This is a genomic window from Rhodococcus sp. NPDC057529, from assembly GCF_042802055.1.
Lineage (GTDB): Bacteria > Actinomycetota > Actinomycetes > Mycobacteriales > Mycobacteriaceae > Rhodococcus_F.
Genome location: NZ_JBHVEY010000027.1, coordinates 1 through 17,080 on the forward strand (window position 1 = coordinate 1; position 17,080 = coordinate 17,080).

Consider the following 17,080-nt stretch of genomic DNA (forward strand, 5'->3'; position numbering starts at 1 on the left):
AAGACCCCAAACCCTTCGTCTGGCGCAAGACCGCGGAGGAGATCCTCGACTCCCTCACCAAATATATGGCGAAGATTTCCGGACCGGCACACTAGTCTCAGATCACTGTCCATAGCTGAGGGGAATGTCGTGAAGGCCGTTGACTCGCATCTGCTGACGCTGCTCAAGAAGAGCAGCCAATTCGTCGTCCCGATCTATCAGCGGGTCTACTCGTGGCAGGAATCTGAGTGCGCCCAGCTCTGGTCGGACATCCTCAGGGCTGGCAAAAACGACAAGTTGGGCGCACATTTCACCGGCTCGATTGTCTACGTCGCGAAAGACCAGTCCACAAACACCTCGTCCGAGCCCGACCTCATCATCGACGGGCAGCAGCGAGTCACGACGGTCATTTTGCTTCTCGCCGCCCTTGCAGAGCGACTGGGAGGGCTCCCCGAGGATCAGCGAGAGCCCTGGAATGGGTTCTCCCCGAAAAAAATTCGTAGCCGCTATCTCTTGGATGAGGACGAGGATGGAGATCGGCAGTACAAGCTCATCCTCTCGCAGGGCGATAAGGACGCTCTCATCTCGATCCTCCAGGGCGTCGAGCCGAAGACGAATGCCTCCACCCGGGTCGTCGACAACTTCAATTTCTTCCGGACACAGCTTGCGGATCCACAGTTGGACCTTGCCATCGTGTGCCAAGGCCTCGACAAACTCGTCGTCGTCGACGTGACCCTCACGAGAAACGTGGACAACCCGCAACTGGTTTTCGAAGCAATGAACTCAACCGGCAAGAAGCTCTCGCAGGCCGACCTCATCCGAAACTACGTACTGATGGATCTATCGCCCAAGCAACAGGAGAAGCTCTACACCGCCTACTGGCGCCCGATGGAACTCGACTTCGCGGGCTCAGACGAGAGCCAGTTCGACCAGTTCGCCCGTCACTACCTGACCATCAAGACCGGCGACCTACCTCGACTGGGCGATATCTACGATGCGTTCAAGGACCACGCGGCCGACTTCACCGCGGGTGATGAGACCATCCAAACGCTCGTAGTTGAACTCGCGCAGTACGCCCGACGCTACTGCGCGATCGCATTGGGTAAGGAGATCGACCACAAACTCCGCCAAGCCTTCAAAGACCTTGACCAGATCAAAGCCGATGTTGTCTACCCGTTCCTCCTCGAGGCATACACCGACTACGAACTGGGAACAATCTCGCGCGACGAACTCCTCGAGATCGTACAAATGGTCACGTCCTACATCTTCCGGCGCGCAGTCTGCCGCACACCCACCAACTCCCTCAACAAGACATTCGCTGGGTTCAGCGACGCCGTGCGCAAGGGCCAGTACCTCGACAGCGTCAAAGCCCACTTTCTGAGCATGAAGAGTTACCGAGCATTCCCATCCGACGCAGAATTCCGCTCAGCACTCCTGACCACCGATCTGTACAACTTTCGACGTCGCTCCTACTTCCTCCGCGTACTCGAGAACCATGGCCGCAAAGAACACGTGACCATCGAGGACTACACGATCGAACACATCCTCCCGCAGAACGAGAACCTCTCGAATGACTGGAAAGCAGCTCTCGGCGAGGACTGGCAGGAGATACAGCAAAGGTATCTCCACACCCTCGGCAACCTCACCCTCACGGGATACAACTCCGAATACTCCGACCATCCGTTCGCGAAGAAGCGCGACATGGACGGAGGCTTCAAAGACAGCCCTCTGCGCCTCAACAAGGGCCTCGGACAGCTCGATACATGGAACGACACGGAGATCGAGACCCGTGCCGAACGACTCGCCCAAGAAGCCCTCAAGATCTGGACTCGCCCAGAACTGCCCGACGACGTTATCTCCGAACTTCGTCAATCGCGCACAGAATCCGGATTCACCATCGAAGACCACCCGAATCTCCTCAGGCCCGCCAGACGCGAACTGTTCGAACACCTCAGCAACGAGACGCTGGCACTTGATCCGGCGATCACCCAACACTTCCTCAAGCTCTACGTCGCCTTCAAGGCCGAAACGAACTTTCTCGACGTCATCCCCCAGAAGGTCCGACTCCGCCTAAGCCTGAACATCCCGCTCGAAACACTCCACGACGAGCGGGAACTCGCCTACGACGTGAGCGGCAAAGGCCACTGGGGCAATGGGCCCACGGAAGTCGAGCTGAACGAACAGTCCGATTTCGCCTATGTCATGGGATTGGTGCGGCAGGCCTATGAATATCAGATGGGAGGCGAGTAGCGGTTCGGCGCGGCGGGAAGAGATGCCCATCGGTTCGCTTATCCAGCCTGAAGCATCTGGCCGTCTTCGCACGACAGCTCCCGCCCCCACGCCGACGACCCGGCGACCCGGCCTTCAGCGAATCCATCGGCGGCGGGTCTGTCGACCGCATTGGCCCCAACTCGCCAGGGTGAGAGGGCGAGCTTCACGCTCGCCGCATTACCCGACCGGGTGACCACGTAGCGGACCACGTGGCCACCCGCCTGTGTGCAGCGCGCGAACAGACCATTGTGATTCAGGTCATACCGCGATCTCGTCCCACCGAAGAGCGCGGTGACGACGAGCCGAGTTGCATACCAGGAAGGTCATTTCCATGACGCAAACCGTTGATCGAGCCGTGTCCGTTCTCGCCGGTTCAGAGCCTGTCGACTATCTCGCCCGGGCGAAGGCCGTCGCTCGCGTCGTCGAGCAGGAGGCGGATGCGATCGAGCGTGACGCGACGATCACCCGGCCGGTATACGAGGCCCTCGCCGAGGCGGAGTTGTTCTGGACCCTCGTCCCGACGGAGTTCGGTGGCGGTGGACTGGGCATCGTGCAGGCACTCGAGGTGATCGAGGAGATCTCCCGGGCCGACGCGTCGACGGGCTGGGCACTGATGGCCAACTCCTTCAGCACCGGCATCGCCGCCGGATTCATGAACGACGAGGGCGCCCGCGAGATGTTCGGCGGTCCGGACCGGGGAATCACCGCAGGCATGATCATGCCCACCGGCAAGGCCGTCCGCGTCGAGGGCGGCTACCGCGTCACCGGCCGCTACCAGTTCGCGAGCGGATCGGCGCACGCCACATGGATCGGCGCGGGATTCGTCGTCCACGACGACAACGGGAACCCCATCGTGGACGAGGCCGGTACCCCCGACTGCCGCGTCGGCTTCCTCCCGCGGGCCGACGTCGAGTTCCTCGGCAACTGGAACGTGATGGGGCTGGTCGGCACCGGCAGCTACGACTACGCCGTCCAGGACCGCTTCATCCCCGACAAGTTCACGATGGAGACGTTCTCGACCACCCCCGTCCGCTCCGAGCCCGTGTACCGCCTGGGACTGCTCGGTATCGGCGTCGGTGGGCACGCTCCGGTGGCACTCGGGCTGGCGAGGCGGGCGCTCGAGGAGATCGTCCGGATCGTCGCGAACAAGGCGCGTCCCGGCTACGCCACGGTGGTCGGCGAGTCGGAACTGTTCCGCCGCGAATTCAGCAAATACGAGGCTCTCTACCAGGCGACCCGCCTGTACGTGTACGCCGCCCACGAGGACGCCGAGGCCAGTGCGCGTGCCGGTGCGGAGATCACCGAGGAGCAGCGCGCCCGGTTGCGTCAGGTCATCACCTGGTCGCAGGAGGTGGCCGGTGAGATCGTCGGCTTCGCGCACCGCTGGGCGGGCAGCCAGTCGATCCGTAACCCCAGCGCGCTCGGACGGTGCGTGCGCGACGCCGCCGTCGCGACGCAGCACATGCTGGTCGATCAGATCACCCTCGTGGACGCCGCCACACCGATCATGCGCGCATACGCCGTCTGAAGACCCCAGTTCATCTACAACGGAAGGACCCCTGATGGGACAGCTTGAAGGCAAGGTCGCGCTGGTCACGGGAGCCGCACGCGGGCAGGGGCGCTCGCATGCCATCCGGCTCGCGGAAGAGGGCGCCGACGTCATCATCGTCGACATCTGCGCAAAGCCGGCCACGACGAAGTACCGCGGTGCGACGGAGGACGAGCTTCAGGAAACGGCCCGGCACATCGAGAAGTTCGGGCAGCGTGCCCATGTCGCGGTCGCCGACGTGCGGTCGCTCGGTCAGCTCCAGGATGTGGTCGCCGAGGGCGTCTCGAAGCTCGGACGGCTCGACACCGTGGTCGCGAACGCCGGCATCTTCTCGTCCGCTCCGCTGCACGAGCTCACCGAAGAGCAGTGGGACGAAATGGTCGACATCAACCTGTCGGGCGTGTGGAAGACCATGCGGGCGACCGTTCCCTTCCTGATCGAGCAGGGCGAGGGCGGGTCGATCGTCCTGATCAGCTCCACCGGCGGTTTGCAGGGCTTCCCGAACTTCGCGCATTACGTCGCCGCGAAGCACGGGGTCACCGGACTCGCGCGGACCGCGGCCAATGAGCTGGGCGCCCATCGGATTCGATGCAACTCGATCCATCCCACGTCGGTGCTGACGGACATGATCGACAACGAGGACATGTACCGCCTGTTCCGCCCGGACCTGGAGACACCGACGCACGAGGACTTCCGTGAGGCGTGTGAAACGGCGATGAACGTGCTGCCGACTCCGTGGATCGAGCCCGTGGATGTCAGCAACGCCGTGGTGTGGCTGGCGTCGGATGCGGCACGCTACGTCACCGGCATCGCGATGCCCGTCGACGCGGGTGCCCTCAACAAGGTCTGACCAGCACATCCCTGCGAGTGCGGGGCACGCGGAACTACCCCGGCGTGCCCCGCCCCGCATGCGCGAACGCTGCAGCGATCTCGTGACGCCTGCTCATCCCCAGCTTTTCCAGAATGTGCTCGACGTGCCCTTCCACCGTGCGCGGCGACAGAACCAGTTTGGCAGCGATCTCCTTGTTGGTCATGCCCGCGGCGACGTGCGCCGCCACCTCCTGCTCCCTCGGGGAGAGAACGTCCTCCGGGCGCGTGCCACCCGCGGGAGCCGGGTCCCCGGACTGTACCGACTCCCCCAGGACGAATCCGGTGATCTCGGAGACCGACATCGCTGCCCCGCCGGTGTGGCACTTCTCGAACTGATAGTCTCCCAGAACCTTTCGCGCTTTTTTCTCGAAGCGTGCGCGTTGCTCGACCCAGTGGCTCGAACCGTACAGCTGCATGCCGAACGACTCCCACATCGAGGAGGCGGCGCCGAGGAGTACTGCCGACCGTTCCGCCGAACCCGCCTCGGCTTCGGCCCATCCCAGAAGGTCGGTGACCAGGGTGGTTCCGACGACGTCGTCGAAGTCACGCCGCAGGCGCAGGCTTTCGGAGCCGAGCCGGAGTGCGTCCTCGAACTCCTCGTTCATCAATGCGACCAACCCGAGCCCGTAAACGGCGTAGGAACGCAGCCACGACTCCCCGACCGCGATGGCACGCTCGTTCACCATCCCGAAGAGGTCGGTGGCACGTGCCGTCTCGTCGGTGAAGCAGTAGAGCATCCCGAGGTGGACGCGCAGCGTGTGGGCGAGATCCTCACGGTCCGGGATTCCCTCGTACATCTTCAGCGCCGCCGTGAGCCGACGTTCCGCCTCGTCGAAATCGCCGGCGAAGAAGGCCTTCAGCCCCATGACGTCCGCGGTGAACGCGCCGGTGATGGCGTCGTCCGCGGTCAGGTTGACGGCGGAGGCCTCGGTCAGCGCCGAGTCGGCGGACTCGCGGTCACCCTGCAGGGTCTGGACGAGGCCGAGGTTGACGAGCATCCGCCCCCTGGTGGCCGTCGGCGCCGTCTCCCGTTCGAGGATGCGGTTCAGCCACATCCGGTGTTCGCGCACCGAGCATCCGCACGACCAGAGGAACCAGGCGCGCGAGACCATGTCCGCGGCCATCCGCACTTCGTCGTCGTCGGACGAATCCAGCAGTGCCGCGTGCAGCGCCGACCGGATATTGGCATGGTTGCGGCGCAGTTTCTCGCTTCCGGCGCGTTGGTCGGCACTGAACCAATTGTCGGCCGTCGTGGTCACCAACCGCGTACACCAGCGCAGGTGCCGCAGTGTCAGGGTGTCCATCTCCGAGGCGGTCAGCTTACTGTTCCCGTATTCGCGGATCGACTCGAGCATCCGGAACCGCACGTGGGTGCCGCCTTCTTCGCGGTGCAGGATCGATTTGCCGACCAGCGCCGAGATGCCGTCGAGCACGGTGTCTGCCGGGACGTCGTCGTCGCTGCACACCTCTTCGGCCATGCCGAGGTCGAATCCGCCCGCGAACACCGAGGCGCGGGACCAGAGGAGTTGTTGTTCGCGGGTGCAGAGTTCGTAGCTCCAGTCCATCGTCGCCTGGAGGCTGCGATGCCGCTGCGGCCCGGTGCGGTTGCCGGTGGTGAGGAGATTGAGCCGGTGATCGAGTCGATCCGCCAGTTCGTACACCGACAGCACCGGTAGTCGCGCGCAGGCCAATTCGATGGCGAGAGGAAGGCCGTCGAGGCGGTCGCAGACGCGCATCACCGCGTCGCGGTTGTCCTCGGTCAGCTCGAATTTCGACAGCACGGCGGCGGCGCGGTTCACGAACAGCTCCACCGCGCTTCCCGTGCCGCGGGCCGGCGAGGCCGATGCCGTTCCGTTGACCGTGGGCAGCGGGGCGAGCGGGAAGACGAATTCGTCCGGAACCGACAGTATCTCGCGGCTGGTGGTGATGATGCGCAGTTCCGTCGTGGAGCGCAGCAGCACCGACACCAGTTGCGCGCATTCGTCCAGGAGGTGCTCGCAGTTGTCGAGGATCAGGAGCATCCGCCGCGTCCGGAGATACTCGATGATGGTGTTCTCCGTCGGACTGGCATGCATGTCGCGGTTGGCAAGGGCGAGCCCGTCCACGACGGTCTGGGTCAGGAGTTCGGGGCTGCGCAGCGCGGCGAGTTCGATCACGCGCACACCGTCCGGAAACGCGCGGCGGTACTCACCGGCGGCATGGATCGCGAAGCGCGTCTTGCCCATTCCGCCCGGGCCGGTGATGGTCACGAGCCGGTGGTCACCGAGCAGTTTTCGCAGTTCGAGCAGTTCGGTGCGACGGCCCACGAAACTCGATCCGTAAACCGGGACTGACGGAGCCGCGGGCACCGTGTCGGCAGGGCCGTCGTGGGGTTCGCCGGTCGACCGTTCCTCTCGGATGCTCGTGACCCTGCGGGCAAGCGTGGTCCTCGACTTGGTCCATTGGATCCGGCGCGCGATCTCCGCGATCGCGATGCCGGGGTCGTCGGCGATCAGCTCCCGGATGGCCGAATCGACGGGGTCGGCGACGGAGCCGCGCCGGCTGCGGTGGTCGGTGGGAGGGTGGTCGAGAGCCAGCGCGCGGCGCACCGTGTTGCGCGACATTCCGAGCTGCACCGCGATGTGCTTGATGGGGGATCCTTGCCGGTGGAGTCGGCGAATCTCATCCCACTCGTCAGCGTTCACAAGGCCCCTTCTGGACTCGTAACCGGTCGGTCGACCTCCCGGTGATTGAGATCTGGATCACCTTGGTCGCTGGTCGCACCTCCTGTCAACTTTCGGGGGTCAAGATGTGTCATAGCGACCGTGCGCCGTACGCACTCGCACCCGGATTCGGGCCGAGAAAGTAGCGTTTACCTGCACAAATTCGGAGCACCGGTTTCGGATTGGTGTGACCGTAGCGAACCACGTAGCTGGACGGTTCCGCCGCGCTCCCCGCACGGGCAGGGTGATGCACACCACAGGAACGACACGTGGTGCCGACATATCCGAAGCGACGATGGAGTCCGCATGACCAACAGCAATGCCGCCGCCCTGAAGGCAGCTTTCGCCGCCGCAGACGAGGGGAACCCGGTTCCGCTCGTGGAGCTGTACTCGGACGAGATGACGTGGGCCGGTTTCACGCTCGAAGGAACCCTCCGCCTCTACACCAAGGCCGAGTTCCTCGAGGCCTTCGGCGTCCTGGCCAAGCTCGACGAATCCCGCAACGAGGTCGTCTCCGTCGACGTCGTCGGTGACGACCTGGTGACCGCCAACGTCCGGGCGTACCGCCGCCTCGGGGACCTCGAACTCGACACCACAATCGTGATGACGCACCGCTTCGAGGACGGCAAGGTCACCCGCGGCACCGACATGTGCTCGGCGACGTTCGAGGAGTTCTGGGCCAAGACTGGGCTCTCGGTGTAGCTCTGCGTTCCAGCCGCCGTGGCAGCGCGGCGGCTGGCAGCTCTCCCCCACACCCTTCACTTCGACCACCTGAAGTAGGTACCGATGCGAACCACCACCGAACCGCACATCACCGCCACCACCCCCGAAGACATCGCGGTCGCCTACCGCACCGTGCTCGGGAAGTTCTGCACCGGCGTCGTCGCCGTCACCGCACGGGGCGACACCGGCAACCCCATCGGACTGACCGTCGGCTCCTTCAGCTCCGTCTCGCTCGACCCCGCCCTCGTCGCATTCTTCGTCGGCCGGGGCTCGACCACCTTCCCCAAGGTTGCCGCCTCCGGGCGCTTCTGCGCCAACATCCTCGCCGCCGACCAGCACGAACTCGGCCGCGCCTTCGCCCGCAGCGGCACTGACAAGTTCCGCGGAATCGACTGGACCCCCGCCACCACCGGTTCTCCCCGCCTCGCCGGCGCGCACGCGTGGATCGACTGCCACATCGACCTCGTCCAACCCGTCGGCGACCACGACCTCGTCGTCGGCCGCGTCGTCGAACTCGGCGCCACCGACACCCCCGACCCGCTGCTGTTCTACACCTCCACCTTCCACCAGCTCACACCCGCGAGCCCCGCATGAACACCGTCGAACAGTGCCTCGAGCAGCTGCGCGCCGGGAGACCGATCCTCGTCCTCGACGACGAAAATCGTCAGAACGAGGCCGATCTCGTGATGGCCGCGCAGTTCGTCACCACCCAGGACGCCGCGTACTTCCTCCGGCACACGTCCGGCTTCTTCGGCGTGGCGATGCCCGCCGAACGAACGCGCGCGCTCGGTCTGCCCCTGATGGTCGGGGATCCCCCGAACCCGCTGGGCACCGCGTTCACCGTCAGCGTCGACGCCGCCACCGGCACCTCCACCGGCATCAGTGCCGCCGACCGGGCCCGCACCATCCGGCTGCTCGCCGACCAGTCGACCGCGCCCACCGACCTCACCCGGCCCGGCCACGTCCTCCCGCTGCGCGCCCGCGACGGTGGAGTCCTCGTCCGGCCCGGCCACACCGAAGCCGCCGTCGACCTGTGCACCCTCGCCGGTCTGTCCCCCGTCGGGCTGATCTGCGCGGTCACCACCGCAGACAAACGCGACATGCTCCGCGGCGAAAACGTCCGCGCCTTCGCCGCAAGTCAGAACCTGCCCGTCGTCACGATCGAAGAACTCGTGAACTACCGGCGCCACACCCTGAGGATCGAACGCTGCGCCGAGGCTGCTGTCCCCACCGACCACGGCACCTTCACCGCCATCGTCTAGCGCTCCGCCAACGGAATCGAACACCTGGCCATGGTCTTCGGCGACCCGGCCGGATCCACCGCCCTCACCCGCGTCCACAGTGAATGCCTCACCGGCGACACCATGGGCTCGCGGCGCTGCGATTGTGGTGACCAAGTGTCCGACGCGCTGGAGAGGATCGCGCACGCCGGCGCCGGCGTCGTTCTCCACCTCCGCGGGCACGAGGGTCGCGGCATCGGACTGGCTGCGAAGATCGCCGCCTACCAACTCCAGGACCAGCTGGGCGTCGACACCGTCGACGCGAACCTGCACCTGGGCCTGCCCATCGATGCCCGCGACCAAACCGACGCCGCAGCCATCCTCCGCGAACTCGGTATCGACCGCATCTACCTGCTCAGCAACAATCCCGCCAAAGCCGCCGGCCTCACCGCGGCCGGCATCACGATCGCCGGCACGACGCCCCTCGAAATTGCACCGAACGACCACAACATTCACTACCTCGCGACCAAGCGGGATCGACTCGGCCACAGCCTCACCTGCACGACGCTGACCGCCGCCCGCTGAGGTCGTCGGATGGAACGGGCTACCTCAGGAGAAGTCCCTTCTTGTCCTTCGGTTCCCCTGCCAGGACGATGCCGTCGATGACGGGCCAAATCCACGCGACGAAGAGCCACATTCCCAGGCTGACGACCGTGAGCACGATGTTCACGATCAGCATCGCGAACCCCAGCCCCGTGTGGTCTGCGTAGAAGCGCCAGGCACCGAAGTACCCGAAGAAGATACTGAGCAGCCCGGCAATCCCGTCACGGGGTGGTAGCCGTACGCCGCCGGTTGTTGCATCGCCGACCCCTGCCCGAAGTTCTGACCGGGATGCGCCGAGGGCTGCTGCCCATACGGCTGTTGAGGTTGGTCGCCGTACGGGTACTGGGGTTAGTCATGGAAGTCGTTCCTTCGGCGAGGTGGGTGTGAATCCGAACGTGTGGCGAGCGAAGGGGCTTAGCCGACCGAACCGACATCCCCCACTGCGACCCGAATTCATCGCAATTTGTTCACCGCTCACTTGATAACACCGATACCGCGGCCGCGGTATCGGTTGTCTGACCGTGTCTCTCGAGCACACGAACAACCTCGTGGAATTCGGCCGCCATCCAATCACTCCGATCGCTGACGTAACGTTGCGCGAGTGACACAACTCGACCCCGTCGACGTCGCCGGTCGCGTAGTACAGCTTCTCGAGTCCGGGCGTCGTGAATCGACCTACAAGTTGGCGACGTTGCTCGCGCTGGTCGATATTTGCGTGGAAAACACCGCCGCCCCGGACGGCAGTCTCACGGTGCCTGTCGACGAGATCACGCATCGAATCGTGGCGTACTACTGGCCTCAGGTTCGCGTCTTCAACGATCGTGGCCGACTGTCTCAGAACAAGAGCGGCCGATCGATACCGGACCGGATCGCCGACGTTCGCATCCAGCTTGCCGCCGAAAGTTTGAGAACCGCCGAGGCCGCACGCGAAGCGGAGCACCCAGACTACGTACGACTCATCCGGTCACTGCGACTTACCGTCGCGCAGCAACCGCTCACGCATCTGCAAACGGTCCCCCACGTGCGCGATCGTGACACGCGTGACGACTTTCTCTTCGACGCATCAGGTTTCCACAAGAAGATGACGGTGGGCGACGTCGACCGCATCGCCACGATCACACTGCGGCCCGGCATACCGGAGGGCCTGCGCCGCACCTCCTCGCTACTTCGCGCCTTCATCCGCACCGCATGGACCCATGACGTCGTCGCCTTCAACCGCGCTGAACTCGACGCGGAAGACCTGGACGGATTTTTGTTCGGCACGGATCGCACAGCGCTGCGGTCCCTAGTGGAACCATTGCGTGACCTCCAGAACGACCTCTGCTTCTACTGCGACAGGCGGATGGCAGGCGAGGTCCATATCGATCACGTGGTGGCGTGGTCGATGGTCCCGATCGACGGTGTCGCCAATCTGGTCGTGGCCGACAGCCGATGCAACCTCGACAAGTCGGCGAGCATCCCGGTTCGCGCCCATGTCGACCGAGCACTCGAGCGACCACACCTCACTGAGATTGCACGCACTACGCGGCTCCCACTGCTGTATCGACGGACCTCATCCGCGGCCGAAGGCGTGTTCGCATCCTTGCCCGTCGGCTCACTTCTCTGGCGTGGGGTACGCGACTACGAGCCGTACACGGGCTGACTTACTCCGGAACCGATCGAACGTGTCCAGCACCGTCTACCCGATGCCGGCGGCACGGAGCCGGCGAGCCCGCCCGACACTGGGTGGACGCTATATCGGGCAGCTCACCAACAACCGGGCGCGCGGGTGGAGAATCACCGCGGCCGCTCGCACGCTTGGGCGAAACGCGATCGCCGAATTCTCCTCGGACCACTCCAAACGTCCCATCACCAGGCTGACCGTATGGCGATTCCACTCCTGCTCGACCGGATTCTAGTGGCGATTGAACGAAAGAGACCGGAGTCGTGAGAATAATGGCCGGGCCCTACCTGCGAATTCGTCCGGTAGCAAGTATGGGCGCGTCTGCGCTGCACTCGTTGCGGGATGTGGTCGGATCGGTAGCAGTCCTATAAAGGGCCGGCAACTGATCGCGTTCACCCGCCAGGCAAGATAGTCGCCTGGGCACGACGGTTTTGCGTGTGTGCTGGCGGTAGCGAAGGGAGTGACCATGGTATCGGTTCATGAGGTGATCGAGGCGTTCCGCGCTGCGCCGTCCAACTCCGAGCGAGGCACCAAGTTCGAACAGTTGATGGTCCGCTACTTCGAGCTCGACCCGATGCTGTCGCAGCAGTACGACGCCGTCTGCCGGTGGATCGACTGGCCGGGCCGCGACGGCAAAGCCGACACTGGCATAGACCTGGTGGCCCGCGAACGTGACACCGGCGAGTTCACTGCCATTCAGTGCAAGTTCTACGAACCGACCCACACCCTCGCCAAGGCGGACATTGACTCCTTCTTCACCGCCTCGGGGAAGAAGCCGTTCACCAACCGGGTGATCATCTCCACCACGGACCGGTGGGGCCGCAACGCCGAGGACGCGCTCGAGGACCAGACCACGCCGGTGCAGCGGATCGGGCTGGCCGAGATCGCCGAATCCCCGATCGACTGGAACATCGCCTGGCCGCAGGGCGAGCTCCATGTCGATCTAGCCGAGGCGAAGCGGCACGACGCGCGACCCCATCAGCAGGACGCCATTCACGCCGTCTTCGCCGGGTTCGAGGCCGGCGACGACCGCGGGAAACTGATCATGGCCTGCGGTACCGGCAAGACCTTCACCGCGCTGAAGATCGCCGAACGCACCGCCACGGAGAACGGCGGGAGTGCCCGGATCCTGTTTGCGGTCCCGTCTATCTCGCTGCTGTCGCAAACGCTGCGGGAATGGACCGCACAGACGCGACTGGACCTGCGGGCGTTCGCGGTGTGCTCGGACACCAAGGTCTCGCGCTCCGCCGAAGACATGGGCATCCACGATGTCGCGATCCCGGTCACCACCGACCCGGTCAAACTCGCCGCCGAGATGGCGCACCGTAAGCGGGCCAAGGGCCTGACGGTCGTGTTCACCACCTACCAGTCCCTCCCGGTGGTCGCTGCAGCGCAGAAGGACGGAGTGGACCGGTTCGACTTGGTGATTTGCGACGAAGCGCACCGCACCACCGGCGTAAAGCTGTTCGGGGAGGAGGAGTCGAACTTCGTCCGAGTCCATGATGCCGACTACCTCCGCGCGGACCGCCGGCTGTACATGACCGCGACCCCACGACTTTTCGACGACAAGGTCAAAGATCAGGCCGAGGAGCACTCCGCCGAACTGACCTCGATGGATGACGAGACTATCTACGGTCCGGAGTTCCACCGGCTCTCGTTCGGCGACGCGGTCGCCCGCGGGTTGCTCACCGATTACAAGGTGATTGTGCTGACCGTCGACGAAGAGCTGATCGCCTCCCCGATGCAAACTCAGCTCGCCGGCGATTTCAGCGAGTTGCGCCTCGACGACGCCTCCAAGATCGTCGGCTGCTGGAACGGCCTCGCCAAACGCGCTGGCCGCACCCCTGACGGCACCGGCTTCGCACCGGGTGAGGCACCGATGCGCCGGGCGGTCGCGTTCGCGAAGGACATCGCCGCCTCCAAGCAGGTCGCTGAGGTGTTCCCCGCCGTGGTCGACGCTTACCGGGACCTGCTCGAAGACACTGAGAACGACGGCCAGCGTGTCGACGGTACCAACCTCGACCTGAGCTGCGCGGTGCGGCACGTTGACGGCACCTTCAACGCACTCCAGCGCAACGCCGAACTGGCCTGGCTCAAAGCACCTGTTCCCGAGGGTGAATGCCGGATCCTCACCAACGCCCGCTGCCTGTCCGAGGGCGTGGACGTGCCCGCCCTGGACGCGGTGATGTTCCTCAACCCGCGCAACTCGGTGGTCGACGTCGTGCAGTCCGTCGGGCGGGTGATGCGCAGGGCCGACAACAAGGACTACGGCTACATCATCCTCCCTGTCGCAGTCCCGGCCGGTGTCTCACCGGCACAGGCGCTGTCGGACAACCGCCGCTTCAAGGTGGTGTGGCAGGTCCTCAACGCCCTGCGCGCCCACGACGACCGATTCAACGCAATGGTCAACTCCATCGCCCTGAACGCGAAGGCCGACACCAAGACCGGCAAGGGCAACGACCGGCTGCTGGGCGGTCATATCGGCCCCACCCGCGACAGCAACGAATCCGTCAGCGGCACTGGCAAAGAAGGTACCGACACAACGACCGATTCTGCACCGGACACCAGTGGCGAAGGTGGGCAGATGGCCCAGCAAATGGCGCTGTTCTCGCTCTCGGAGTGGCAGGAAGCGATCGTCGCGAAAATCGTCGACAAGGTTGGCACCCGCGCCTACTGGGAAGACTGGGCATCCGATGTCGCCGACATCGCCGCCGCCCAGATCACCCGCATCCGCGCCCTCCTCGCCGGCGCCTCCCGCCAGGTGGCCACGGCGTTCGAGCAGTTCCTCCAAGGTCTTCGAGACAACCTCAACGACTCCATCACCAGCGACGATGCGATCAGCATGCTTAGCCAGCACCTGATCACCAAACCGGTGTTCGACGCCCTGTTTTCCGAACACGACTTCGCCTCCCACAACCCTGTCTCCCGAGTGATGCAGACGATGATCGACCGTCTCGGCGACTCCGGTCTCGAGGCGGAGACCGCGAGACTCGACAGCTTCTACGACTCGGTGCGGGTGCGGGCCGCCGAGGTTACCACCGCAGATGGCAAACAGAAGGTGATTGCGGAACTCTACGAGAGGTTCTTCCGCATCGGGTTCCGCAAGCAGGCCGATGCCCTCGGCATCGTCTACACCCCCGTCGAGATCGTCGACTTCATCCTCCGCGCCGCCGACGGCGCCTCCCGTGATGCCTTCGGACGCGGTCTCACCGACGAAGGCGTCCACGTCCTCGACCCCTTCACCGGCACCGGCACCTTCATCACCCGACTGCTCCAATCGGGCCTGATCGCCCCTAGCGATCTCGCACGCAAATACTCCAATGAGTTGCACGCCAACGAAATCATGCTGCTCGCGTACTACATCGCCGCAGTCAACATCGAATCTACCTACCACGCCCTACTCGGAAGCGAAAGCGAACAGGCCTATCGTCCTTTCGAGGGCATCGTCCTCGCCGACACCTTCCAAATCACCGAGGACGGTGACAGCCTCGATGCCGTCATGTTTCCACAGAACAACGACCGCATCGTCCGTCAGAACGCCACCCCCATCAATGTCGTCATAGGAAACCCGCCGTATTCGGTCGGCCAGTCCTCAGCAAACGACGACAATGCCAACATTTCCTACCCCACACTCGACAGGCGGATCGAACAAACCTTCGCCAATCGCTCGAAGGCCGGACTGAAGCGCAACCTATACGACTCATACGTGCGAGCCTTTCGTTGGGCAACTGACCGCATCGGCGACTGTGGCATCGTCGCGTTCGTCTCCAACGGCGGCTGGATCGAATCCAACAGTGGCGACGGCATCCGCCTGTCGCTCGCCGACGAATACTCCCGCATCTATGTTTACAACCTACGCGGAAACCAACGTACCGCTGGCGACCTCTCGCGTAGAGAAGGCGGCAAGATTTTCGGTTCCGGCAGCCGCAACACCGTCGCCATCCTCATCGGCGTCAAAAACCCCGCCCACACCGGCCCGTGCCAGATTCTCTACCGAGACATTGGGGACTACCTCCCCCGCGATGACAAACTCCGCATCATCGACGACAGCAACCTGACAACCGTCAACTGGCAATCAATCATCCCCAATAAGCACGGCGACTGGGCCAACCAGCGCGACGACGAGTTCGAGACCTGGCCTGCGATCGGCAACAAAGATGCGACGGCCAAGACGACAGCTGTGTTCACGACCTATTCACTCGGTATCAGCACCGCCAGAGACGCGTGGGTATATGGGTACTCCCGCGAACGCGTGGTGCTCAATGTTCAAAGAATGATCGACAACTACAACCGTGCGCTCGACGACTTCAAGGCGTTCTGCGTCAGTCGTGGCGACAACAAGCCCTCCGACGCCACGGTATCCGAGTTCCTTGCGAGCAATCCCGCAGCGGCGGACTCAGCAGCCATTAAGTGGTCGGCGGGGTTGAAGCAGCGGCTCCTGCGTGGCCTGCGCATCGTCTTCGAACCCCGCCTGGTTAGCGACTCCATTTACCGCCCATTCAACGCACAGATCTCATACACGGCGCCCAGCCTCAACGAGAGGCGAGCAAAGATCACCGCGATCTTTCCGACTGAGCGACATGCGAATATGGGCTTCTACTGTGTGGGGGCTGGATCGGATGTTCCCTTTGCTGTGATCATGCTGGATCGAATTCCTAACCTGCATGTCACGGGAGCGGGCAGCGGAGGGCAGTTCTTTCCCCGCTGGACATATGAAGAGCTCGAGACGCAGGATGGCGAACTGGACTTCGCATCCAAGGATACTGGGAACGTCGACGAGTACGGCTACCGCAGGATAGACAACATCACCGACAGCATCCTCGCTTGTTATCGCGAAGCGGTCGGCACCCAGGTGAGCACGGACGACATCTTCAATTACGTATACGGCCTACTCCACAACCCTTCCTACCGAGAGACGTACGCGGCCGATCTAAGGAAGATGCTGCCGCACATCCCAGATCCCGAAACGCGAGAGAAATTCCAACAATTCGCTACCGCAGGTAGCCGTCTGTCCGACCTGCACCTGAACTACGAAAATGCCACCCCATACAACCTCGGGGTGCAACTCAAGCCCGGAGCCGACCCGGACGACCGCGAGACATGGCGGGTGTCGAAGATGAAGTGGGGCAAGAAGAAGGACCCCGCGACCGGGAAGAACGTCGACGACCGTACAACCATCGTCTACAACCCGAAGGTGACAATCACCGGAATCCCGGAGGACGCCGAACGTTACATGGTCGGGTCTCGGTCGGCATTGGCGTGGATCATCGACCGCTACCAGGTCAAGACAGACAAACCGTCGGGCATCATCAACGACCCCAACGACTGGTGCGACGAGCACGACAACCCCCGCTACATTGTAGAACTGATCCAGCGTGTGGCCACCGTCAGCATCGAGACCATGAAGATCGTCGATTCCATGGACAGCGACTGACAAACCCGCATGTCGAGACGCACCCAGGTCGCCCGTTGTCCGACTTCCAGACGCGCGCGCAAGGTC

11 protein-coding genes are annotated in these 17,080 nt (G+C 63.9%); 9 read left to right on the forward strand and 2 right to left on the reverse strand.

The window, feature by feature from the left end:
- The first annotated feature begins 129 nt into the window (after nucleotides 1-129).
- The 3 genes from ACFU5V_RS36025 to ACFU5V_RS36035 all read left to right on the forward strand — a co-directional run bounded on the left by ACFU5V_RS36025 (nucleotide 130) and on the right by ACFU5V_RS36035 (nucleotide 4,649).
- The gene (locus tag ACFU5V_RS36025; RefSeq protein ID WP_378705321.1) at nucleotides 130-2,229 is read left to right on the forward strand and encodes a DUF262 domain-containing protein; all 2,100 of its coding nucleotides are present in this window, start codon (nucleotides 130-132) and stop codon (nucleotides 2,227-2,229) included.
- Nucleotides 2,230-2,581: 352 nt separating this feature from the next.
- Entirely contained in the window at nucleotides 2,582-3,778 is a 1,197-nt protein-coding gene (locus ACFU5V_RS36030; RefSeq protein ID WP_378705324.1) for an acyl-CoA dehydrogenase family protein, read from the forward strand.
- Between the two features lie 34 nt (nucleotides 3,779-3,812).
- Entirely contained in the window at nucleotides 3,813-4,649 is an 837-nt protein-coding gene (locus ACFU5V_RS36035) for a mycofactocin-coupled SDR family oxidoreductase (protein WP_378705327.1), read from the forward strand.
- 34 nt (nucleotides 4,650-4,683) lie between these two features.
- Here ACFU5V_RS36035 and ACFU5V_RS36040 read toward each other — a convergent pair whose 3' ends face one another.
- Nucleotides 4,684-7,353, reverse strand: a complete 2,670-nt coding sequence (locus ACFU5V_RS36040; protein ID WP_378705330.1) for a LuxR C-terminal-related transcriptional regulator — start codon at nucleotides 7,351-7,353, stop codon at nucleotides 4,684-4,686.
- Between the two features lie 324 nt (nucleotides 7,354-7,677).
- On the opposite strand from ACFU5V_RS36040, the gene ACFU5V_RS36045 reads away from it, so the two are divergent.
- The 4 genes from ACFU5V_RS36045 (at nucleotide 7,678) to ACFU5V_RS36060 (ending at nucleotide 9,899) form a co-directional block, all read left to right on the forward strand.
- Nucleotides 7,678-8,073, forward strand: a complete 396-nt coding sequence (locus tag ACFU5V_RS36045) for a nuclear transport factor 2 family protein (RefSeq protein ID WP_378705333.1) — start codon at nucleotides 7,678-7,680, stop codon at nucleotides 8,071-8,073.
- Nucleotides 8,074-8,157: 84 nt separating this feature from the next.
- On the forward strand, nucleotides 8,158-8,688 hold the full coding sequence (locus ACFU5V_RS36050; protein ID WP_378705336.1) for a flavin reductase family protein: 531 nt from the start codon (nucleotides 8,158-8,160) through the stop codon (nucleotides 8,686-8,688).
- A complete protein-coding gene (ribB, locus tag ACFU5V_RS36055) occupies nucleotides 8,685-9,356 on the forward strand; it encodes a 3,4-dihydroxy-2-butanone-4-phosphate synthase (RefSeq protein WP_378705339.1) in 672 nt (223 codons plus the stop codon). The genes ACFU5V_RS36050 and ribB overlap by 4 nt, the downstream gene beginning before the upstream one ends.
- A 15-nt stretch (nucleotides 9,357-9,371) precedes the next feature.
- Nucleotides 9,372-9,899 carry a GTP cyclohydrolase II gene (locus ACFU5V_RS36060; protein ID WP_378705542.1) on the forward strand — a complete coding sequence of 176 codons (528 nt, stop codon included), beginning with the start codon at nucleotides 9,372-9,374 and terminating at the stop codon, nucleotides 9,897-9,899.
- Between the two features lie 19 nt (nucleotides 9,900-9,918).
- Here ACFU5V_RS36060 and ACFU5V_RS36065 read toward each other — a convergent pair whose 3' ends face one another.
- Nucleotides 9,919-10,053: a hypothetical protein gene (locus ACFU5V_RS36065; protein ID WP_378705342.1), complete on the reverse strand. Its 135-nt coding sequence runs from the start codon at nucleotides 10,051-10,053 to the stop codon at nucleotides 9,919-9,921.
- A 465-nt stretch (nucleotides 10,054-10,518) separates the two neighbouring features.
- Here ACFU5V_RS36065 and ACFU5V_RS36070 point away from each other — a divergent pair, with 465 nt between their 5' ends.
- A complete protein-coding gene (locus ACFU5V_RS36070; RefSeq protein WP_378705344.1) occupies nucleotides 10,519-11,559 on the forward strand; it encodes an HNH endonuclease domain-containing protein in 1,041 nt (346 codons plus the stop codon).
- Nucleotides 11,560-12,046: 487 nt separating this feature from the next.
- Nucleotides 12,047-17,014, forward strand: a complete 4,968-nt coding sequence (locus ACFU5V_RS36075) for a DEAD/DEAH box helicase (protein WP_378705347.1) — start codon at nucleotides 12,047-12,049, stop codon at nucleotides 17,012-17,014.
- Nucleotides 17,015-17,080: the final 66 nt, after the last annotated feature.